This window comes from Bacillus atrophaeus, from assembly GCF_039519175.1.
GTDB classification, from domain to species: Bacteria; Bacillota; Bacilli; order Bacillales; family Bacillaceae; genus Bacillus; species Bacillus atrophaeus.
Genome location: NZ_CP154443.1, coordinates 572746 through 593035, shown reverse-complemented (window position 1 = coordinate 593035; position 20290 = coordinate 572746). Strand labels below are relative to the sequence as shown.

Genomic DNA, 20290 nt, shown 5'->3' with positions numbered 1-20290 from the left:
ATAACGTAATATGCGATTCTCAGGGAGATACAAGGGATACAATTTACAGAAATTTCAGAAAGACCTGATTGCAGGTATAGTAGTAGGAGTTGTGGCAATTCCTTTAGGGATGGCTTTTGCCATTGCCTCGGGAGTCGAGCCTGAATACGGGCTGTATACTGTTGTCGTCGCAGGGATCTGTATTTCTTTATTTGGCGGATCGAAATTTCAAATTGGCGGTCCCACAGGCGCCTTTGTGCCGATATTGTTTGGCATCGTGATGCAGTACGGACTTGAAAACCTATTGATTGCGGGGTTTATGGCAGGAGTAATGCTGGTGCTATTCGGCCTGTTTAAACTCGGTAAAATTATGAAGTTCGTTCCGAAACCAGTCATCATCGGCTTTACGGCCGGTATCGCGGTATTAATATTCACTGAGCAAATCGCTAATTTTTTCGGATTGAGAAATGTAGAAAAACATGAGAACTTTCATCTGAATATGTTTGAAATTGCACAGAAGATCGGCACATTTAATTGGTATGCCATTTTGATTGCGGTTATTGCACTCGCCATTTTGCTTGTGTCTGCCAAATTGATGCCGAAAATTCCAGGTGCTCTGCTGGCTTTGCTTATTTCAACGATGGTTGCGGTTGTGTTTTTCCCTGATCACATGGCAACCATTGGCTCCACATATGGGGAAATCCCGCGTCATTTGCCAGAGTTTCAATTTCCGGAATTTACACTGGATAAAATGGTGATGCTGTTTCCGGCCGCGCTTGTCATCGCTCTTCTCGGAGGTCTTGAGTCGATCTTGTCTGCAATGGTAGCTGATAACATGAAGGGGTCGAAACATGACAGCAACAAAGAGCTGGTCGGCCAGGGAATTGCCAATATGGCTGCGCCTCTGTTTGGCGGAATTCCGGCTACCGGAGCTATCGCAAGAACGGCAACCAATATTAAAAATGGAGCGGTTTCGCCGGTGTCGGGTGTCGTTCATGGCGTCGTTGTGCTGCTCGTGCTGCTTGTATTCGCACCATATGCTTCCCATGTGCCGCTTGCGAGCATGGCGCCGGTTCTGATGGTCGTGGCGTGGAATATGAGTGAACGGAAGGAAGTCGCGAATGTGCTGAGGCTAAGAAACGCCGATTCCTTCATTTTAGCAGCAACCTTTATCTTAACGGTTCTTTTTGATTTAATTATTGGTGTGGCAACGGGATTATTGCTCGCTTTTGTGTTCTTTATCAGAAGAATGAGCGAGGCGACCCGCATTCACAATCAGGAATCGCATCCCGTCATGGCCAAAGCCGCAAACAAACAGCAGGGAGCCGATCCTTCTGTCAGCATGTATTCTATTGAAGGACCGCTGTTTTTCGGATCGATTGATTCACTGGAATCATCCCTTTTAGAGCGTGTCCAAGAGAAACCGAAGACCATGATTTTACTTATGAATAAAGTGCATTATATGGACACGTCCGCCGAAGCGGTCTTGGTGAATATTATGAACAGAATGAAACGGAATAACGGTAAACTGATGATCGTCGGCCTGCAATCCCAGCCTAAAGAGCTTCTGCATAAAACAGGCCTCTTTCACAAAATAGGAAAGCAGCATTTCTTTGATCATCAGGATGAAATCACAGGTTAAAAAAAAACGGCCATTGCGGCCGTTTTTTCATGCGTTTTCGAATCGTTTAGTCAGTTTATCTTGATGGGCTTTCATCACGTCTTCTAAAGACACATCGTACATATCGGCCAGAATGGCGATATTTCCGATGACGTCGCCCATTTCTTCAATCAGCTCTTGCTTTCGTTCTTCAAGAGTCGATTCTTTTTCATCCGGACGGTCTCTGCCGATTTCATAGGCTCTTACAGCCCTCGCCAGCTCTCCAGCTTCCTCCATTAAAAACCCCACCCGTATGAAAGGCCCGTACTCTGTCCAGCCTCTTTTTTCATAAAAATCCTTCATCCATTTTTCAGCTTCAGCCAACTGCAAAAAAATCACTCCTGTAACTTTTATAAATGATGTTGATATTATCTCATACGCATGGGACAATATATAGTGTGGTTTTTATGTTTTTATACAATATATTGATTTGGAGATGGCGGGATGAAAACAATTTGTGTATTTGCAGGATCGAACCCGGGAGTCAATGAAGAGTACAAAAGAAAAGCGGCGGAACTGGGAGTGTATATGGCGGAGCAAGAGATAGGCCTTGTTTACGGCGGTTCCAGAGTCGGTCTTATGGGCACGATAGCCGATACGCTGATGGAACATGGGGGAAAGGCGATTGGAGTTATGCCGAGCGGTCTTTTTTCCGGGGAGGTTGTCCATCAAAAGCTGACAGAACTGATTGAAGTGAACGGAATGCATGAGCGAAAAGCGAAGATGAGCGAACTTGCCGATGGATATATCGCCATGCCGGGCGGTTTCGGTACATATGAAGAATTATTTGAAGTGCTTTGCTGGTCGCAAATCGGGATTCACCAAAAACCAATCGGGCTTTATAATGTCAACGGGTATTTTGAGCCGATGATGAAAATGATCAAATACAGCATTCAGGAAGGTTTTTCAAACGAGTCACATTTAAAACTCATCCACAGCTCCTCCCGTCCGGCTGAATTAATACAGCAGATGAGAGACTACGCTTACCCGATTTTAGAGAAAAAGTGGACAGAGATTTAAAAGACTGATATGAACTTGTTTCCATTGCCCGCGGTGGTTTTTTCTGAACTGGCGGGCTGAAACATTCATGAAAAGAGGCGGAGTATGAAAGGGAGCTGGAGTGTCGGTATTTTGCTTTTTGATGATGTTGAGGTGCTTGATTTTGCCGGGCCGTTTGAAGTTTTTTCGGTCACGGCTGTTACTGATCAAAAAGGGGATGAGTGCAAACCTTTTTCCGTCAAAACAATTTCAGAAACAGGGGAACCGGTAAAGGCGAGAAACGGCTTGACTGTCAGTCCTGATTATTCCATTGAGCAGGCACCGGAATTCGATATTCTGATTGTGCCGGGAGGACCGGGAGCTAGAAATACAGAAATACATAATGACCGTCTGATTGATTGGATCAAGGAACGGTCTGCATCTGTTGAATTATTGCTGTCCGTTTGTACGGGAGCGCTTCTTTTAGCAAAAGCCGGGCTGCTGGACGGTAAAAAAGCAACCACACACTGGGCAAGCTATGACAGACTGGAACAGGAATTTCCGGAAGTTGAGGTTGTCAGAGAAGTAAAGTATACGGATGGAGGGCATATCGTCACCTCAGGCGGAATATCGGCGGGGATCAACATGTCTTTTCATATTGTAAGGAGGCTTCTCGGAGAACAAACCGCAAAGCAGACCGCGAAACGAATGGAATATGATCATCCGTTTGGATAAAGAAGAGCTGCCTGTTAAGGCAGCTCTTTCATCTTATTTCTGTTCTTCAGTGTTGCGTGTCAAAACCTTATCAATCAAGCCGTATTCCATTGCTTCTTCGGCTGATTTGAAGTTATCGCGGTCAGTATCGCGCTCAATGACTTCAAGCGGCTGACCTGTGCGTTCAGCAAGAACTTTGTTTAATTTGTCGCGAAGCAAGAGAATGCGTTTCGCAGCAATTTCGATTTCCGTTGCCTGACCTTGCGCTCCGCCAAGCGGCTGGTGAATCATAACTTCACTGTTAGGAAGCGCATAGCGTTTGCCTTTTTCTCCGGCAGCAAGCAGGAACGCACCCATTGATGCAGCCATACCGATACAAATTGTAGACACCTTTGGCTTAATAAACTGCATGGTATCATAAATCGCCATACCGGCAGTGATAGAACCGCCCGGGCTGTTGATGTAAATAGAAATATCTTTTTCAGGGTCTTCTGCTTCTAGGAATAAAAGCTGTGACACGATGGAGTTCGCAACGTTGTCATCAATCGCAGATCCAAGCATGATGATACGGTCCTTCAATAGACGAGAGTAAATGTCATATGCTCTTTCCCCGCGGTTCGTTTGTTCAATGACTGTAGGTATTAAATTCATAATGCTCCTCCTTCACCTTTTAGGTAAGTATGTAGTTACATGATACATTTTTGGTCAATAAAGGTCAAACAAAAAGCTGACTAAAAACAAAAAGAAGTATCTTTTCACCATTTTTCCCAAAATAAAAGGCGTTCAAACCATTGTATTATGGTTTATGAAGAGAAGTGAATCTTTATGTGAGCAAGTTTGTGAAAAGGCAAAGGACCAGAAATTATAGGGTTGTCATCCGCCGTAAAATCCCGTATAATAAGTTGTGCTGACGTTGTAAGAAATTTTTATTTATATGCGCTCGTAGCTCAGTTGGATAGAGCGGTGGTTTCCGGTACCACGTCTGCCGGGGGTTCGAATCCCTCCGAGCGCGTCCAATAGAACAACAGGAAAGACAAGGATTTGGCAGTTTGCCGTCCTTGTCTTTTTTTATGTGTAAAAAGAAATCGCAAACCTTTCGTTAGATGTACGAGCAGGGATTACTTACTGAGTCATCGAATAATGCTTGTTAGTTACACATAAGGAGGATCACTTATGACTGACAAAACAATATTTATCGACCAGTTGGCTGCCTGTTATGATCAAAATACTTGGTTTGTTTCATTAAAGCATGCAATTGAAGGTTTGTCCGAAGAACAGGCACAATGGAAAAGTGTCAGCGGCACAAACTCTATACAAGAAATCATGAATCATCTTAATTTTTATAATGAGCGTTATTTACTTCGTTTTAAAGGAGAAGAAGTATTGTCTTCTAAAGGTGATAATAACACAACATTTCATGCGGGAAAAACGTCTTGGCATGACACAGTTGAAAACATGGAGAGCATTTTCCTCAGATGGCGGGAGGAATTACATCATAGTGATGACGAAAAATTTACTTCTGTTGCTTATATAAACGATGACGAACCATGGTCCTCTGTTCTGACCCATCTATTTCTTCACAATACCTATCATATCGGACAGATTCTTCATATCCGCAAAGAGCAGGGCAGTTGGGATTCTGCTAGAGGTGTACACTGAATGTCATGCGTCTGATTGCCCCATGATTCTTCAGAACAGCATAAAATACCAAGAGCGCCAGGCCCTTGGTATTTTACTGATTATTGTTATGATCTATTCTGCTTCATTGTCAAAAACTCTTTCTGGAAAATGCACATTCTGATGGCATTATGGTAAAATCCGTCGACGAAAAATTCGTCTTGCAGCTCGCTTTCCATAGAAAAACCGGATTTCTTATAAAGGTGAATGGCTTTTGTATTTTCTTCGTCCACGATTAAATAAAGTTTGTGCAGATTCAATACTGAAAACGCGTAATTCATCGCCAAATAGGTCGCGATGACTGAGTAGCCATTGCCCTGATAACGCGGATCAATAATGATTTGAAACTCTGCTCTGCGGTGGATATAATCAATCTCGACTAATTCAACCAGTCCGACCATTTCTGTGTCTTTTTCCACAATAAAGCGCCGTTCACTTTGGTCATGAATGTGCTTGTCATATAAATCCTGCAACTCTACAAACGCTTCATAAGGCTCTTCAAACCAATAAGACATGATTTTCGCATCATTATTAAGACGGTGGACAAATGCCAAGTCTTCTCGTTCTAACGGACGCAATTTAAGCTGGTTATGCATGGGGATATCCTCCAATGTGTATAAGTTATGATGTAAGTCTTAAGCCGATGACGCCGACGAGTATGAGACTAAGGGAGATCAGCTGTGAAAGGGTAAACCGTTCTTTAAACCATAAAAACCCGACTGCTGTAACTCCGATGCTGCCCACTCCGGTCCATACGGCATACGCAACTCCTGCTGGCAAGACCTGCATGGCTTTTGAAAGGCAGTAAAATGATAGAATAAAGCCGAAACACATCACGATGATGGGCCATTTTTTTCTTGTGCCGTCTATATATTTCATTGCAATTGCAGCTATAATTTCCTCTATGCCGGCAATGAATAATAACAACCACGCCATTACTGTTCACCTCTTGATTGATTGTTTTGCTCTTTGGTAAAGAGTTTCATTCCTAAAATTCCGAATAACAGCAAGGCTAAAAAGAATAATTGGCCTGCGGAAAAGGGTTCGCCTAAAAAGATTCCCGTTACGTAAGTGCCGACTGTCCCAATTCCGACAAAAACGGTATAAGCGGCTGTCATAGGTATTTTTTTGTAAGAACGAATTAACAAAATAAAGCTTACTGCAATCAACATAAAGATAATAATCCAATCGAATAGCGAATCCGCGTATTTAAGGCCCGAGGCCCATACGACTTCTAAGAAACCGGCGATGAAAACAAGTAACCAATACATTTGAAACACCTCTGTAGTTTATGAATGAACGTCAGTCATTTTATAGGAAGCAAAAAATAAGCAGGACAACCCGCTCAATTTTTATGCGGTAAGTAAGCTTCTTTTTAAGAATGTAAAGATCTCCTTCTTAAACACTTCGATATTTTCCTCTTGTTCAAAACCGATATAAAACCGTTCAGCTGTATTTTCAACCAGGTTTATAATCGTTCTGGCCGTCCATCTCACATTAATATCGCTAATAATTTCGTTGTTTTCAACAGCTTTCTTAATGATACCCTCAAGCCAAGAATAATACGGCTGATAGATGGCTTCCCATTTTTCCATGGAATGGTCAATAGCAAGACCGGAGTAACAAAGAACAATAATATCTTTATGAAGGTTCGTAATATTGAATGTTTCGTCGATTAAGATATCTAAGACAGACCAGAAATTTTCGTTTCCGTTCATTTTTTCTTTGATCTGATCTAAAGAGTGTGTCAGAAGATTCTCTGCGATAGCCGGTATAAGAGCATTTTTAGATGAGAAATACAAATAAAATGTACCCTGTGCAGTCCCGGCTCTTTTCACGATATCTGAAATGGAAGCCTTATCTAATCCTTTTTCAGAAATGACTTCAATGGCCGCGTGCAGTATTTTTTCATATTTCCCTGACGTGTGTTTTGGCATAGTGAAGATCCTCCTAAAATGAATGACTATCATTCATTTTACCTTAAAGCTGTTTTTTTGTAAACAAAAGAAGTAAGATTTCACTCTTACTTCTCCTGTACCAATTATTTATCATAATCAATGGCCGCTTTCGGAAGGCCCGTATACTTCGCCCAGTAATAAATTCCGAGCGAGCCGATGCCGACTAAGATGAGATCAACAGGATTGCTGATGATGCCTAAACCGTGTCCAAAGGAGCCGATATAAGAAAAGATCAGCATCATGATGTAAAAGCCGACAAGCCACCAGGCCGATTTAAGCTGCTGCGCTAAGCTGACATCTTCCTTTGGCGCATACTTGTTGAAGCAGAGATAAATCAAAAACATGACAAGCTGTGAGCCAAGAAGCCAAGAAACGGTATTCCATCCGGACCAATACACGATATAGGCTGTGAAAATAAAGGAGAGCGGCCCGATGATACTCATTCCTTTTAAATAAAACGGCCTGTTTAAGTCTTTTGCGTTTACTCTCAATGCAGCAGAAGAAATTGGCGCGATGGCATATGAAAGAATTAACGCAACAGAGCAAACATTGACGAGTGCATTCCAGGAAGGGAAGGGAAGCGTCCAGAAAATAGCCAAGCCGAACGACAGCCATAGTGAGGCCCGGGGTGTTCCCGTCTCTTTATTCACCTTCGAAAACACATGAAATAACGTGCCGTTCCGCGCCCAGGCGTAAACGAGACGCGAGGTTGTATTCATAAAAATATTTCCGTTGCCTCCCGGCGATAAAATGGCATCTAAGATGACTAATGTAGCAAGCCAACCTAATCCGAGCATGACCGCGATATCTTTAAACGGCAATGAGAACTCCCGTCCGATCGCCGGCCAGCCGTGTTTTAACGTCTCAGTCGGAATCGCTCCGATAAAAGTAATCTGAAGGATGGTGTAAATGATCGTTGAGACGATGATACAGATAATTAAAGCGATCGGGATGTTGCGCTTTGGGTTTTTTACTTCACCTGCAACAGCCACAATCGGGTGCAGCCCGAGGTACGCAAACATGACGCCGCCGGTGGAAATGGCTGCCTGAATGCCGGTAAAACCAAATGGAGCAAACCCGCCGGCTGACATATTGCCCGGTTGAAAATGAAAGATTAACACAATGATGATGGTGACCGGAACAATGTATTTAAAAATAGAAATAATGAAGTTCGCTTTTGCAAAGGTTTTGACGCTCCAATAATTCAATAGAAAAAACAAGCAAAGTAAGGCGAATTGCAAGATCCAGCCGGCGATGGTCGGAGAGTCAGACCCTTTCACTGTCAGGCCGGGAAACCAATAAGCCACATACTGGCGGACTGCCGTTACTTCAATTGAAATCAGGCTTGTATAAGCTACAATCGTTACGAAGGAAATTAAATAGCCTACAAGGTGGCCGTGTGAATAGACAGGATATCTGATAATTCCTCCGGTACGGGGCAAGGCAGCACCAAGCTCTGCATAAACCAAACCGATTAACAGGATGATGGCACCCCCGAGGACCCAGGAAAAAGCGCCTGACGGACCTGCTTTGGAAGCGACATTACTGACAGCGAACAGCCACGCTGAACCAAAGATGGCCCCCATTCCAATCAGAATAAGATCAAATAGCGACATGGATTTTTGGAAATTTCCTTGTTTAGACATCCGCTTCCTCCTTAAGATCAAGCCGTTTTTAACACTTCAAATGAATGATCGCTTTACTTACAATACCCATTCTTAAGCCGATCATACACGATCTGTTGATTGATATTTGATTAGCCGAAAGCACTCAAACAAGCAGTAAGATAAAAACAGGTGCTAGACCATGCTGCACCTGTTTTCTTGAGTCTGTTATTTATAGATAGACTCTAAATGTTTGATCTCGACATTTTTAAAGACAGAAGTGCCGCCTTCAGCAAAAAGGGTGATTCCTTTATCGTGTGCACGGGGAAATACTTCACTTGAAAAAACGGTTTTCCCATCGTCAATAAATACTTCAATACTTGTCTTATCAATCAATACTTTGAGATGGACTTTTTTGTTATGTGCATCAAACGGCGCTTTGCTTTCAAGATATGTTTTCTTTTTGTCGGGCTGTCGTACAGAAGCTCTGCTGACATACGAGTAGGAGCCTTCTGCAAAAACGCCAACATCAATATGGCGCTTTTTATCTGCTGATTCACGAAGCCGTATACCTGTATTTTTGATATCAGACCAAAGGATATCGGTGTCAAGCTGATACGTGTCACCTGTGACATTCAGTGTTTTTTCACCAGTCACCTCAAGATGTTCAATAGTATCCGTTGAACTGATTAAGCTGTTCAAGGCTTCGATTGGTTCTGATTTCAGAGTGTATCCATTATCTCCTTCATGTGCCAGCTTGATTTGGCGAACAATAGAATCTGTTCCGTTAAAGCCATCCCGCAGCGTGGGTGTATTGTCCGGATAATCCCAATTGTTCATCCAAGCCAGCGCATAACGTTTTTGGTATTTATCACTGCTTGTCCCGTCTTCAAACGTCACGCCGCCATACCAATCAAATCCATAGTCAAGCCATTGGGGTTCCTTGTCCTCGGCCGTAAATTCCCTGCCATTATAGTCGCCGATCCAATAGGCGTAGGTGTTCGGATTGCCCTCGGATTTGCCATTCGCGCTGGCGCCCAGCACCCATTTATACGTCCCGTCATCTGCACGCATTTTGAAAAGGTCGGGACATTCAATTAGACCGGTATGTTGAGTGAGGAATCCTCCTGTATAGTGCCAGTCCTTTAGATTATGGGATTCATAAAACCCAATCTTTGTTCCTTCTGCCATCACCATCACCCATTTACCGGCTTGGTCATCCCAGATTACCTTAGGGTCTCTGAAATCCTTTGTTCCCGGGTTGGCCATAACCGGATCTTCACTGTATGATGTGAACGTTTGTCCTTTGTCAGTGCTGTACCACAGATATTGTTCCTGCTTGCCGCCGTTGGCAGAGGGCTGTGTCATAATTGCGACAATGGCATTCTTTCCGAAGCCCGCCGTATTTTCTGTATCAACAACGACTGAGCCTGACCAGATATCACCATTTTTATTTGTATATTTAGGAATGGCGACTCCTTCGTCTGTCCAATGCACCAAATCTTCTGATATTGCATGGCGCCATTCTGTCCCGTTGCCGCTTGGATAATCACCATTATAGAGATAATAGTAATGATACTTTCCGTCAAAATAGATAGGTTTCTGCGGATCATTTTTCCATTTATCCGGTGTTGTAAAATGGTACGCTGCCCGATAAGAGGGGGGATCGGTTGTTTTCTTCTTCTCCTCCTTATGGTGGACCGCTAACCCAATGCCGATGAATAGGCCTAAACAACACACAATGAAAACACTTAACCGCTTATATACTTTTTTGTTAAAGACTCTTTTTATCAAATAGATTTCCCGCTTTCATTATTTTACATCTTGGAATGTATGCAATTAAATTTGATTTGGAGAAGAATCTGTACACCTGGAAAATAAATGAATAACGAAAAGAAAAATGCCAACGGTTCATCGGCATTTTCTTTTCGTTATTATACAGGAGCTTATTCAGTACTTCTTCTTATTTATTAACTGTTAGTTGTCCTTGATCAAGGATGCTGTTCTTAACAACAGATGTTTTCTTGCCTTTAATGTTTAGTAAAAAGCTTGGCGCAAACGTAGCCTGTTTGTCTGAATAGAAGCCTCTGTTTGTCATGTAGCTTGTGATTACGACATTATTTCCTTCAGCTTGCGGTACGGCAAAGTGAGAGTACGTAAAGGTGATATCGCCAGGATCTTGGTCCATTTGTAAAACAAGGCCGGTTTTGTTCAACGGTTTGTATGGGCCTGTTAAGGAGTCGGATACATAACCTAACATATAAATATCGTTAGACGAAATGCCATCAATTGTCATTTTTGATCCTCTTGAATCAGTGAACAGATACCATTTTCCATTCATTTTAAAGACATTCGCACGTTCAATTTCATCTGTTACAGTATTAGACGTAATCAGCGGTTTCATGACTTTTTTCAGCGTGTAGTCATTGTTTAATTCAACAATGCCGAGTGCGCCGTTAGCTAATTCAGCTGTGCGTTTTTTATCGCTTTGCAGAAGTTTTTGACTTTCTTTACGGAAGAATGATGTGCTTTTGCCATAGTATGCTTTGTTAAATAAAGATTCTTCGCCTTGGTAGCCAACTTCAGTTCCCGTATTGGCTTCGAACACAAGGTATTTATGGCCGTTTTCTTCTACATAGTGAGGATCTCTTAGCGTATGGTTATCGCCGGAGCTATAGTTGCCCTCATCAATAAATTGCTGCACATTTTGATAGGTTGTGCCGTCGCCGTCAAAAATAGATTTATAATCTTCAACACCGTCAATTTTGAGAGAGTTCTGATCAGGCTGAGACACATTAACCTGAGCTGTTGTTAAGGTTTGTTTGCCGTAATTCTTACCAGAGAAATCTGTGTAAAATAAACGAACCTTTCCATCAGATGTTAATGTCGCCGAACCGGACCATTCTTGCGTTTGATCTTTTAGAATCGGATCGTTTGCTGCAAATTTATCGCCATCCTTAAACACTCTTCCTGCGTTTTTCCAGCTGTCGATTGAAGTCTCGCCTGCTTTTTGGTAGAACACGTAAATAGAAGTGTCGTCCGCGTTTTTAGGATCTCCCGCTAAAGCGAATACAATGTGGTAGCCATGATAATTTGCAACGGTGCCGTCAGCATTTTGCAAAGGCCAGCTATCCCATACGTCCAGCCCTTTTGCAGAAGAGATGTTTTTAATTGTTGATTGATCGAATTGAGGCACTTGATATTTCTCACTTTTTTGCTGTTCAGGGATTTGCAGCATGTCATGGCGGGTAATATGGGAAACGCCATATGTTTCTTTATATGGTTTGTTATCCGTTTCTTTCGCAAACGCTTGAGTCGCGCCTCCTGCCAGCAGTGCAGTTGTAAAGGTTAATACTGTTGCTTGTTTTGCAAACTTTTTGATGTTCATCATTCGTGTCTCCTTTTTTTATGTACTGTGTTAGCGGTCTGCTTCTTCCAGCCCTCCTGTTTGATAAATGGCAAGTCAGTTACGCACAATAAAAAAAGACCTAAAATATGTAAAGGGATGACGCCAAAGAATACACTTTGCCCTTAACACATTTTAGGTCTTGCCTGCTTTATCAGTAACAAACCTGCGTTATTTTCTTTTCACCATTACTCTAATTGATTGGTTATTTGATTTCAACCGGACTTTGTTCCTCTTTTAGAATCGTCTTTTAATAGTTTTTTTCATTTTATATAGGCGAAAAGGCTGGTAATCGCCGCATATTATGAGTCATCAGATTTCCGTGAATTCTTTGTTGAACTCTCTCTTGCCATCTTGGGGTACCGTCAGGAAAATGCGGATTTACAACGCTAAGCATATTTTCATGACGATTATCCTGATTTTAACAACGTTAAGGAACTCTTAATGGTCTTAAAGTATCTAAAGAGATCTTTGTTTCCGAATAACATATGATGCAACAAATCCTCATTTAGAAGCTAATCCTTTTTTATGTTCTATCGCTATAGACGAATATAGAGTTTCCAGATACTGAGGGTATTGGTTATTATATTTAAAGCACTGGCTCTTTGAAGCTGATGATGGTTCGTTCCCTAATATAGAAAGCTATCAGAAGGAAAACAATAATCATTCCTTATTCCGTTAAATGGCCTTTTAATTGAGTAATACTTTGAAGAAAAATTGAAGAGGCCATGAATTTTTGCACTTAAAGTAACTGGCAGTATAGTTTAAGTGAGACTCTTCGCGAAACCTTAATGAATAGGTGTTAGCATCTTTTATTAAAATAAAACTGCAAAAAATACATCATTATTTATAGAAAAGCATAAGTAAGGCATCTTATTTATCACACCAAGATGTCTTACTGCTGTATGTAAGTATTAAATTTCCTGATAGAAAGTACCAATTAGATAACCAACAGAAGTTAGGAAAATATCGAAATATCACTGAATAGGCTAAATCGTTTTTTTCTCATCCTTCATGGCTATAACTTCCCTTGCTGCTTCTATGAAAGATAATATGATTGGTGAAAGCCACTTGTCTTTATGCCATGCCATATGTGTATATACGTGCAAGTCCGGAATTTGCCATGGAAGAGCAACAAGTTCACCCCGTTCAACTTCGGCATTCACTGTTATTTCGGGAAGAAAGGCAATACCAATTCCCGTAATTGCACATTGTTTAATGGCTTCGGCATTTTGAAACTCTAAATAAGTAATATCATCAATGCCCTTCTTCTCAAATGACCGGTCAAACATGGTTCGATAGGTACATCCCTTTTCATTTACCAGGAACACTTCTCCGTGAAAATCTTCCTGCTGCAGTACAGTTAGTTTCGCAAGAGGATGGTCAGGAGCGACGAACAAGCGGAAAGTTTCTTCCAGTAACGGTTCTACTGCAAGTCTCGTTGAGAGAATGGTTTCGTCCAGCATAAAGACGACATCCGCGGTTCCATCAAAGAGCGTTTGCTTGAGTTTTTGGTTTGGAACATATTGGAAGATGAGACGAACTCCCGGGTGACGCAAACGAAATAGCTGAAAGACAACTGGAAGCCGATAAGCGCAAAGAACCTCGTTGGCACTGATCGTTAGGGTGCCGCTTAGATTTTCGTTGTCATGAACGACACTGCGAGCTTCGTCCAATTTGTCTAGAACGCTTTGGATATGAGTTAAAAAGCGTTTCCCCGCAGTTGTTAGCACGAGTTGCTTGCCTAAGCGGTCAAAGAGACGAACACCAAGTTCATCCTCCAATGCTTTTATTTGCACCGTGACGTTGGAGGGGACGTAGTTTAGCACTTCCGCAGCCCGACTGAAGTTTAAAGTTGTAGCAACCGTGCGGAATGTAATCAGTTGGCGCAATTCCATCACACTACCTCCTTTTTGCTTTCAATATTTTTGAATACTACTTTGAATTTTATTCACTTTTCTTGAAATTACCACAGGCTTATACTAGCAACAAGAAATACATTTTGGATTTCACTTTGAAGGGAGCAATCATACAATGGATTATGAAATTTTTGATTTAGGTGACGTAACATTGCAATCAGGAGTGACTTTACCTAACGCTTTTCTTGCTTATAAAACTTATGGTGAATTGAATGAAAAGAAAGATAATGTCATCGTCTATCCAACTGCTTTTGGAGACCAGCATGGTCAGAATGAATGGCTGATTGGAAACGGCATGGCACTAGATCCGCAGAAATATTTCATTATTGTTCCAAATCTGCTGGGAAACGGATTATCTTCGTCTCCTAGTAACACGCCTCCTCCATTCGACAAGGCTAATTTTCCGCAGGTAACCATCTATGACAACGTTAAATTTCAAAATCGGCTGGTGACCGAGAAATTCGGCATTCAAAAGATTGCACTCGTAGTTGGATGGTCAATGGGAGGCATTCAATCATACCAATGGGGGGCAAGTTATCCCGACATGGTAGAACGAATTGCACCTTTCTGCGGAGGTGCAAAGACTTGGCCGCAAACGTATGTGGTTCTGGACGGAATGAAAGCCGCGCTCATGGCTGCAGTTGGCTTCGATTCAAGTAAACTAAACCAGTTGACTTCAGCAGACATGCGCACCGTTGCCCGTGTCTATGCGGGATGGGGCCTATCACAGGCGTATTACAGAGAGGAACTTTATCGTGATATGGGATTTGACTCATTAGAAGATTTTGTGGCTGGCGTCTGGGAAGATAGCTTTATGAAGATGGATCCGCACAATGTCCTCGCCATGTTATGGACAGGCCAAAATGCAGATATTAGTGCAAATCCTGTCTATAATGGAGATTTCGATGAGGCGCTTAAAAACATTAAAGCGCTAGCCTGCGTCATGCCAGGGAGTACGGATCTCTTCTGCACTGCAGACGATAACGAATACGAGGCTAAGCTTATACCTAATGCTGTTTTTAATCCTATCGAATCTATCTGGGGCCATTTTGCCGGTCGCGGAATCAACAGTGTCGATAATAAATTTATAGATGACAATCTGAAACGCTTGTTGTGGCTTAATCCAAACGGATAAATAGTCATTAGTAATTGTTCCGGAAGAAAGTGTCAGAGTATACAACAAAAAAATAGGTCTACATTTCATCAAAAGCCAAAAAATGAAGTGATGAAAAAAGCCTAATTTCTCTGCATTTAATTGAGAAATTAGGCTTTTTTAATATTGAGAATTCCTTAACGTTGTAAATCCGCATTTTCCTGACGCTACCCCATCTTTAAGAATTAACATTGAATTTTCTTGAAATATTGATTTAATTAAAATATGTCTAATGGGGAGGGAGACAAATGGTGCATATACGAAGAGCAAAGGAAGAAGACCTTATCGCTATTTTAGACATCTATAATCAAGGTATACGGGATCGCATTGCTACCCTTGAAACAGAAGAGAAAGACTTGAAGTACATGTCTGACTGGTTTCTCCAGCGTTCCGATAAATACGCGGTTTTGACAGCCGCAATTGGAAATGAGGTGGCGGGGTGGGCTTCTCTTAATCCTTATTCTCATCGCTGCGCTTACCGGGGTGTGGCTGATCTATCTATTTATATTTCTCGCTCGTACCGAGGCAGAGGGATCGGTAAAGCACTTTTAGCGAGCATTGAAAAAGAGGCTGTGGATGCTGATATACATAAGATTGTATTGTTTACATTTCCGTTTAATATGCTTGGCCAAGGGTTATATTCTTCAATGGGATATCGGCAGGTTGGAATTTTTAAAGAGCAGGGGAAATTGGACGGGCAATATGTTGATGTCATGGCCATGGAGAAAATTTTAACCCCATAAAAAAAGGTCTCTGTATGAGACCTTTTTTAGCTGCAGCAGGAATTCTCAGTATTCGGAGCAGAAGTAAGTTTGCAAACGCCTGTTTCCGGAAGCTTTAGTTCTACGCGTTTTGCGGCGTCTTTGTCGCCTGTTATATATTCGACGACTGAGCGGGCCTGTTCATAACCCGTTGCCAATAAAAACGTCGGCGCTCGTCCATAGCTTTTTGAGCCGATGATATAAAAGTCTTTTTCCGGCTGCCGTAATTCTTTTTCACCATGAGGACGGACTGTTCCGCAGCTGTGGATGTTAGGATCAATCAGTTCTGCTAAATCCGGCACACATTCTAAAGCGGGGTCAAACGTATGGCGAACCTCTCTTAAAAATGTAAAATCCGGCCTTGACCCTGTGTTGGCGATGATTTCATCTATATGTTCGATCGTCTGAGGCTGATTCTGGCGTTCTCCTGTAATTTGTAATGTGCCATTCTCATCAGGACGTACAGAATGAATGAACATGGAATCATATACTTTTATTAAGCCGTTCTCGATGGCTCGGCGCAGTCTTAAACCCAGCTCTCCCCTTGCCGGCAGCTGGTCATTGTCTCCGCCGCCGAATGTCTCATTCATTTGTTTTCGTAATATCCAGATCATCTTCGTGTAGTCTGTATTCTGCTTCAGCTGTGCTAAATCAAGTAATGTATTAATAGCGGAATGGCCGCTTCCGACAACAGCAATTGTTTTATTTTGAAAGCGATCACGGTCTCGGTTTAGGACATCTGGAATCCCATAGTAGATGTGCTTTGCTACTTTTTTTTCTTGAGCTGAGAAAATACCGCCAGAAGAAATGGGATTGCGATTTTGCCAAGTGCCGGTTGCGTCTATGACAGCTTTTGCTTCATATATTTTTTCTTCTGTATCGTTATGCTTCACCCGTAAGACAAACGGAGCCTTCTCTCTTTCGGCTGTTTTTACTTTATCAAATCCTTTTCGTCCGACATGAACCACACGGCTATTGACATAAATATGAGGTTTTAGCTCAGGAAGCTGTGTTAATGGCTTTAAATATAATGAAACAATTTCTTCTCCGTGCGGCAATTCTTCTTCAGGAGGAAGAGGCACATTGTGCTTCATTAACAATTCTTTTGCAGCTTGGTCTATGTTATAGGCCCATGGGGAAAATAAACGAACGTGACGATAGTCTAAGAAGTGAGTGCCGATTCCTTCTCCGGCTTCAAATAAAATAAAGGGCACTTGCTTTTGAACAAGGCGGGCTGCTGCGGCCGCTCCTACGGGTCCTCCGCCGATAATGGCCACTGGTAATGAATTTTTCATAAGTTATCCTCCTATAAATCAAAAATATTTGATTTATATACTGGAAATGAACCGTCTCTTACGAAGAAGGACGGAATAAACAGCATAATTCTTCTGATAATAAGTGATTGATTTCTTTTTCATGTAATGAATAGTAGCTCCATGTTCCTTTTGTCTCTTTATGAATCAGTTCGGCGTCTAAGAGAATTTTCAAATGATAGGATAATTTCGATTGCGGCATTTGCATGTCTTCAACCAAATCACATACACAGGTCGAACCGCGTTCGCAAAGGATATGTAAAAGGTGGAGTCTTTTTTGATCTGATAAGGCTTTGAATTTTTTTTCGTAATGCTGAAATGTACGCTGCATTTGGTCGTTATGCAAAGGTATCTGTTTCATATGGAATCCCTTCTTTGTAATATCAAATTTATTTGATGAATTGATTATATATGAACCGGAGGAGGGAATACAAGATATTTAATCAATTTTTTTGATTTTATGTTGTCCCTAAAGGGGGAAGAGGGTCTGAGACTTATTTTTGTTAATATTCAACCAAGGAATCAGCCCGCTGAGGGGCGGTTTCATTGTAGGAATGGGATTCTACAGTCACTAGAATCCCTAAGCAGAATTTATCATCCCTTCAAGGATCGAATACTCGCCAGCCGTCTTTGCCGTTTAATAAATTCCTTTGTTTGTTCTGCTTTTTGTAATAAATCCTCCCAGCAGCCAAAGGGCTGCAGACCAAATAAGCAGATAGATAAGCTGGTTATTGAAATCCCACATATTTTGTCCCATTTCCAAACCATGAACAAGTGTCATAAATGACTTTTGCGGAAGAATGGAACAGATGACGTCTAACATTTTATTGTTTGGTGTAAAGGAGATGAAACACCCTGCTAATACACTCGTAACCACACTGATTCCACTCGTTACTAAACTTGTATTTTGTTCCATCACTGAGGCCATAAATAAAGAGAATGCGGTTGCCAGCACTGTAAGAATAGCCAGCAATAAAGCCAGCATGCCAAAACCAAAGCCGATCTCAACGCCAAAAGATACTTTAGTAATCACAATGGCCAAATAGGACGGAATGTATAAACATAAAAACGTAAAGATAGATTGTACCAATAAATATTTTTTTTCGCTTACCGGTGATGTTAAGATTCTTCTGAAGGTTTTTAGCATCCGGTCTTCCGGATAAAGGGCAGTCAATGCAACACCCTGCATTAAAATTAACATCACAATGAAACCTAAAATATTTGTGCCTGCGCCTCGTTCAGCTCTAAGTTCATCCTCTCCCTGATAGTTATCTGGAAGTCGTCCCGTCTCAAAAAACTGTTCAAGTACAAGTGCAGTACTTGTAGAGTTTTCCTATGGTGATCAGATGAAATATGAAATAAGGACCGCACAAGTGAGGTAGAACAGACAAGGCTAGCCGGCCTTGTCTTTTTGTATGGTGTTTTCCTTCATCCCATGTGATGTAAAGCCTAGGAAATAACTTGTCGTTGCATGATAGCATGAATGGTCTCGGTGATTCCTTTTTCAAATGAAACAGCAGGAATAGGGCCTGCTAAACGCTCATATTTTTTTCCGCTCAATACCAAAGGTTCCTCAGTCAAGTACAGCATTTCCACGATTTCTTTCATCACCGGAGTAAACAAGCCGAGCAGAGACAGTCCTGTTTTTCCAACCGGCACAACCGGCTTCGCTTGACCGCTTGCTTTTTGGGCGATTTTGACGATATCCCGCCCAGAGATGATGCCCCCGCCCGGGATGTGCCAGTTTTGTCCATAGGCTTCTTCTCGGAAGGCAAGCTCTGTCATCATCGTTGCAGCATCAGGCAGATATACATACTCACGGGGGACATGCATATTGCCGATAAAGATCGCTGGTTTCCCGGCTGCGATTGCCTCTAGTGTTGCACCCAGATACGAAGCCTTCGTTGCGGAAGGGCCGTAATAGTCCGGTAAACGAACGATCATCCTTTGGGTGCGGTTCCAGCGTGGGCTGAAAAACATTTTCTCGAATTCGAGCTTGGTTTTGCCTTTTTTAGTATGCGGTTTTTTGGGGTGCTCTTCAGGAATGGCATTGTCAGTTTGTCTTCTTCCATAGGGGTATATGCCGTCAACTGCCACGACTTTCGTTTCTAATCTGTTTGCTGCCTGCATAACCGATTCACCCATCGGCAGAAGGCGTGCTGTCATCTCGTGATATGGAACAGAGGCGCTATGAAAAATGACATCCGCCCCTTTGGAAGCAGAAAACACATCCTCCGTGTCAAATACATCTCCCGTTTTAAGCTGGAGGTTCGACGGGTTTCCTGCATTCTCCGCCAGCCGCTCTAGTTTTTCCTGAGAGCGCCCGAAGGCTGTCGTTTCAATTCCTCTGCTTACCAATTCGTTTATGAGAGCAGTACCTGTTCCTCCAGTTGCACCTAAAACAATCGCCTTTTTCATGAATGTAAGCTCCTTTTTAATTTATTTAGTGATTGATCAATAACTAACCGGGAAAAATATTGTAACCGGGAGTCCGGTTACAATGTGGATAAGGGTTATTCGTCTGTGGCCATTAATTCCGGCATGAACAGCGCCATTGAAATATTGCATAGCATCCCTCTGGCGAGAAATAGCATTGTTCTTTCTTTTGGTTTTTCTATCCCGGCATTTTGGAAAGCCTCATATACCATTTGATGCACGTCTCGGAAGCCATTTTGCATGACCTCCATAATCGGAGCTTCTTGGATCGTTTGCGCCTGCATTTGCAGCAGGGTCTCATTTCGATGAGACTCCATAATGTTCGTATAGGCTTTAACGAGTTCTTGTTCCAGGTGTTCCGGGACAGCCGTTTCAACTACGGTGCGGAAAGAATCAACGATACGTATCCATGATACTTCCAGCGCTTCCCGCAGCAGGTCTTCTTTTGTTGAAAAGAAACGAAAAATATACGGTTGAGAAATAGCGGCTCTCTCGGCCACTTTCGCTGTAGTTGCTCGGTAATAGCCAATTTCAGCAAAAACTTCAATAGCAGCAGAAATAATTTGAGTTCGGCGGTTGGCCGTTGTTGTTGATCGTTTTGTAATGGGTCTCACCTCATTATATGATATGCAGTTTATTTAGTGATTGATCAATTACTAAATAAATAATAGCGTATTGAAATGCTTTTTGCAATATCTTTTTTCTCACCATTTTTAACGGGAAAAGGGCGGC

20 protein-coding genes, 1 tRNA gene and 2 pseudogenes are annotated in these 20290 nt (G+C 42.1%); 7 read left to right on the top strand and 16 right to left on the bottom strand.

Annotation, left to right across the window (positions count from 1 at the left end; all coding sequences use genetic code 11):
• Positions 1–10 precede the first annotated feature (10 nt).
• Positions 11–1621, top strand: coding sequence for a SulP family inorganic anion transporter (locus AAHT65_RS03125; RefSeq protein ID WP_094232826.1), 1611 nt, complete (start codon positions 11–13; stop codon positions 1619–1621).
• A 27-nt stretch (positions 1622–1648) separates the two neighbouring features.
• Here AAHT65_RS03125 and AAHT65_RS03120 read toward each other — a convergent pair whose 3' ends face one another.
• Positions 1649–1969, bottom strand: coding sequence for a MazG nucleotide pyrophosphohydrolase domain-containing protein (locus AAHT65_RS03120; RefSeq protein WP_010790015.1), 321 nt, complete (start codon positions 1967–1969; stop codon positions 1649–1651).
• Between the two features lie 114 nt (positions 1970–2083).
• Here AAHT65_RS03120 and AAHT65_RS03115 point away from each other — a divergent pair, with 114 nt between their 5' ends.
• Both AAHT65_RS03115 and AAHT65_RS03110 read left to right on the top strand, forming a co-directional pair.
• Positions 2084–2659, top strand: coding sequence for a TIGR00730 family Rossman fold protein (locus tag AAHT65_RS03115; RefSeq protein ID WP_088118028.1), 576 nt, complete (start codon positions 2084–2086; stop codon positions 2657–2659).
• A gap of 84 nt (positions 2660–2743) precedes the next feature.
• Positions 2744–3352 (top strand): DJ-1/PfpI family protein, encoded by a 609-nt coding sequence (locus tag AAHT65_RS03110; RefSeq protein ID WP_094232825.1) that lies wholly within the window; start codon positions 2744–2746, stop codon positions 3350–3352.
• A gap of 33 nt (positions 3353–3385) precedes the next feature.
• Here AAHT65_RS03110 and clpP read toward each other — a convergent pair whose 3' ends face one another.
• Positions 3386–3982, bottom strand: coding sequence for an ATP-dependent Clp endopeptidase proteolytic subunit ClpP (clpP, locus tag AAHT65_RS03105; protein ID WP_003326811.1), 597 nt, complete (start codon positions 3980–3982; stop codon positions 3386–3388).
• A gap of 285 nt (positions 3983–4267) precedes the next feature.
• Here clpP and AAHT65_RS03100 point away from each other — a divergent pair.
• A tRNA-Arg gene (locus AAHT65_RS03100) sits at positions 4268–4343 on the top strand.
• Between the two features lie 161 nt (positions 4344–4504).
• Positions 4505–4990, top strand: coding sequence for a DinB family protein (locus AAHT65_RS03095; protein ID WP_106272584.1), 486 nt, complete (start codon positions 4505–4507; stop codon positions 4988–4990).
• A gap of 86 nt (positions 4991–5076) precedes the next feature.
• Here AAHT65_RS03095 and speG read toward each other — a convergent pair whose 3' ends face one another.
• From speG to AAHT65_RS03055, 9 genes and pseudogenes are all read right to left on the bottom strand, one after another.
• Complete coding sequence (speG, locus tag AAHT65_RS03090; RefSeq protein ID WP_003326814.1) at positions 5077–5604, bottom strand: spermidine N1-acetyltransferase; 528 nt, start codon at positions 5602–5604, stop codon at positions 5077–5079.
• A 25-nt stretch (positions 5605–5629) separates the two neighbouring features.
• Positions 5630–5944 (bottom strand): DMT family transporter, encoded by a 315-nt coding sequence (locus AAHT65_RS03085; RefSeq protein WP_010790012.1) that lies wholly within the window; start codon positions 5942–5944, stop codon positions 5630–5632.
• The gene (locus AAHT65_RS03080; RefSeq protein WP_010790011.1) at positions 5944–6279 is read right to left on the bottom strand and encodes a DMT family transporter; all 336 of its coding nucleotides are present in this window, start codon (positions 6277–6279) and stop codon (positions 5944–5946) included. The genes AAHT65_RS03085 and AAHT65_RS03080 overlap by 1 nt, the downstream gene beginning before the upstream one ends.
• An 81-nt stretch (positions 6280–6360) precedes the next feature.
• The gene (locus AAHT65_RS03075) at positions 6361–6945 is read right to left on the bottom strand and encodes a TetR family transcriptional regulator (protein WP_003326817.1); all 585 of its coding nucleotides are present in this window, start codon (positions 6943–6945) and stop codon (positions 6361–6363) included.
• Between the two features lie 104 nt (positions 6946–7049).
• Positions 7050–8612: an aspartate/proton symporter AspP gene (gene aspP / locus AAHT65_RS03070; RefSeq protein WP_003326818.1), complete on the bottom strand. Its 1563-nt coding sequence runs from the start codon at positions 8610–8612 to the stop codon at positions 7050–7052.
• 186 nt (positions 8613–8798) lie between these two features.
• Positions 8799–10364 carry a glycoside hydrolase family 32 protein gene (locus AAHT65_RS03065; protein WP_268513110.1) on the bottom strand — a complete coding sequence of 522 codons (1566 nt, stop codon included), beginning with the start codon at positions 10362–10364 and terminating at the stop codon, positions 8799–8801.
• A 169-nt stretch (positions 10365–10533) separates the two neighbouring features.
• The gene (locus tag AAHT65_RS03060) at positions 10534–11958 is read right to left on the bottom strand and encodes a glycoside hydrolase family 68 protein (protein ID WP_088118023.1); all 1425 of its coding nucleotides are present in this window, start codon (positions 11956–11958) and stop codon (positions 10534–10536) included.
• A 448-nt stretch (positions 11959–12406) separates the two neighbouring features.
• Positions 12407–12602, bottom strand: a pseudogene (locus tag AAHT65_RS21585) (hypothetical protein); the annotation flags it as partial.
• Between the two features lie 363 nt (positions 12603–12965).
• Positions 12966–13874, bottom strand: a complete 909-nt coding sequence (locus AAHT65_RS03055; protein ID WP_343310970.1) for a LysR family transcriptional regulator — start codon at positions 13872–13874, stop codon at positions 12966–12968.
• A gap of 136 nt (positions 13875–14010) precedes the next feature.
• Here AAHT65_RS03055 and AAHT65_RS03050 point away from each other — a divergent pair, with 136 nt between their 5' ends.
• Positions 14011–15030, top strand: a complete 1020-nt coding sequence (locus AAHT65_RS03050; RefSeq protein WP_063638039.1) for an alpha/beta fold hydrolase — start codon at positions 14011–14013, stop codon at positions 15028–15030.
• Positions 15031–15296: 266 nt separating this feature from the next.
• Complete coding sequence (locus AAHT65_RS03045) at positions 15297–15791, top strand: arsinothricin resistance N-acetyltransferase ArsN1 family A (protein WP_199679792.1); 495 nt, start codon at positions 15297–15299, stop codon at positions 15789–15791.
• 26 nt (positions 15792–15817) lie between these two features.
• Here the strand turns inward: AAHT65_RS03045 and AAHT65_RS03040 are convergent, their stop codons facing one another.
• The 5 genes and pseudogenes from AAHT65_RS03040 to AAHT65_RS03020 form a co-directional block, all read right to left on the bottom strand.
• Positions 15818–17104, bottom strand: coding sequence for an NAD(P)-binding domain-containing protein (locus AAHT65_RS03040; RefSeq protein WP_343310969.1), 1287 nt, complete (start codon positions 17102–17104; stop codon positions 15818–15820).
• A gap of 58 nt (positions 17105–17162) precedes the next feature.
• A complete protein-coding gene (locus AAHT65_RS03035; protein WP_106033843.1) occupies positions 17163–17483 on the bottom strand; it encodes an ArsR/SmtB family transcription factor in 321 nt (106 codons plus the stop codon).
• A gap of 276 nt (positions 17484–17759) precedes the next feature.
• Positions 17760–18344: pseudogene (locus AAHT65_RS03030) on the bottom strand (ABC transporter permease); the annotation flags it as partial.
• A 227-nt stretch (positions 18345–18571) separates the two neighbouring features.
• Positions 18572–19540 (bottom strand): NAD-dependent epimerase/dehydratase family protein, encoded by a 969-nt coding sequence (locus AAHT65_RS03025; protein WP_343310967.1) that lies wholly within the window; start codon positions 19538–19540, stop codon positions 18572–18574.
• A gap of 95 nt (positions 19541–19635) precedes the next feature.
• Positions 19636–20163, bottom strand: a complete 528-nt coding sequence (locus AAHT65_RS03020) for a TetR/AcrR family transcriptional regulator (protein WP_343311499.1) — start codon at positions 20161–20163, stop codon at positions 19636–19638.
• Between the last annotated feature and the right edge of the window lie 127 nt (positions 20164–20290).

What these genes read in the sequence shown, in the direction of transcription:
- AAHT65_RS03075 (WP_003326817.1), bottom strand. Translation starts at nt 6,945, where the DNA reads ATGCCAAAACACACGTCAGGGAAATATGAAAAAATACTGCACGCGGCC.
- AAHT65_RS03125 (WP_094232826.1), top strand. Translation starts at nt 11, where the DNA reads ATGCGATTCTCAGGGAGATACAAGGGATACAATTTACAGAAATTTCAG.
- AAHT65_RS03050 (WP_063638039.1), top strand. Translation starts at nt 14,011, where the DNA reads ATGGATTATGAAATTTTTGATTTAGGTGACGTAACATTGCAATCAGGA.
- AAHT65_RS03055 (WP_343310970.1), bottom strand. Translation starts at nt 13,874, where the DNA reads ATGGAATTGCGCCAACTGATTACATTCCGCACGGTTGCTACAACTTTA.
- AAHT65_RS03085 (WP_010790012.1), bottom strand. Translation starts at nt 5,944, where the DNA reads ATGGCGTGGTTGTTATTATTCATTGCCGGCATAGAGGAAATTATAGCT.
- AAHT65_RS03110 (WP_094232825.1), top strand. Translation starts at nt 2,744, where the DNA reads ATGAAAGGGAGCTGGAGTGTCGGTATTTTGCTTTTTGATGATGTTGAG.
- speG (WP_003326814.1), bottom strand. Translation starts at nt 5,604, where the DNA reads ATGCATAACCAGCTTAAATTGCGTCCGTTAGAACGAGAAGACTTGGCA.
- AAHT65_RS03035 (WP_106033843.1), bottom strand. Translation starts at nt 17,483, where the DNA reads ATGAAACAGATACCTTTGCATAACGACCAAATGCAGCGTACATTTCAG.
- AAHT65_RS03095 (WP_106272584.1), top strand. Translation starts at nt 4,505, where the DNA reads ATGACTGACAAAACAATATTTATCGACCAGTTGGCTGCCTGTTATGAT.
- aspP (WP_003326818.1), bottom strand. Translation starts at nt 8,612, where the DNA reads ATGTCTAAACAAGGAAATTTCCAAAAATCCATGTCGCTATTTGATCTT.
- clpP (WP_003326811.1), bottom strand. Translation starts at nt 3,982, where the DNA reads ATGAATTTAATACCTACAGTCATTGAACAAACGAACCGCGGGGAAAGA.
- AAHT65_RS03080 (WP_010790011.1), bottom strand. Translation starts at nt 6,279, where the DNA reads ATGTATTGGTTACTTGTTTTCATCGCCGGTTTCTTAGAAGTCGTATGG.
- AAHT65_RS03045 (WP_199679792.1), top strand. Translation starts at nt 15,297, where the DNA reads ATGGTGCATATACGAAGAGCAAAGGAAGAAGACCTTATCGCTATTTTA.
- AAHT65_RS03060 (WP_088118023.1), bottom strand. Translation starts at nt 11,958, where the DNA reads ATGAACATCAAAAAGTTTGCAAAACAAGCAACAGTATTAACCTTTACA.
- AAHT65_RS03040 (WP_343310969.1), bottom strand. Translation starts at nt 17,104, where the DNA reads ATGAAAAATTCATTACCAGTGGCCATTATCGGCGGAGGACCCGTAGGA.
- AAHT65_RS03115 (WP_088118028.1), top strand. Translation starts at nt 2,084, where the DNA reads ATGAAAACAATTTGTGTATTTGCAGGATCGAACCCGGGAGTCAATGAA.
- AAHT65_RS03025 (WP_343310967.1), bottom strand. Translation starts at nt 19,540, where the DNA reads ATGAAAAAGGCGATTGTTTTAGGTGCAACTGGAGGAACAGGTACTGCT.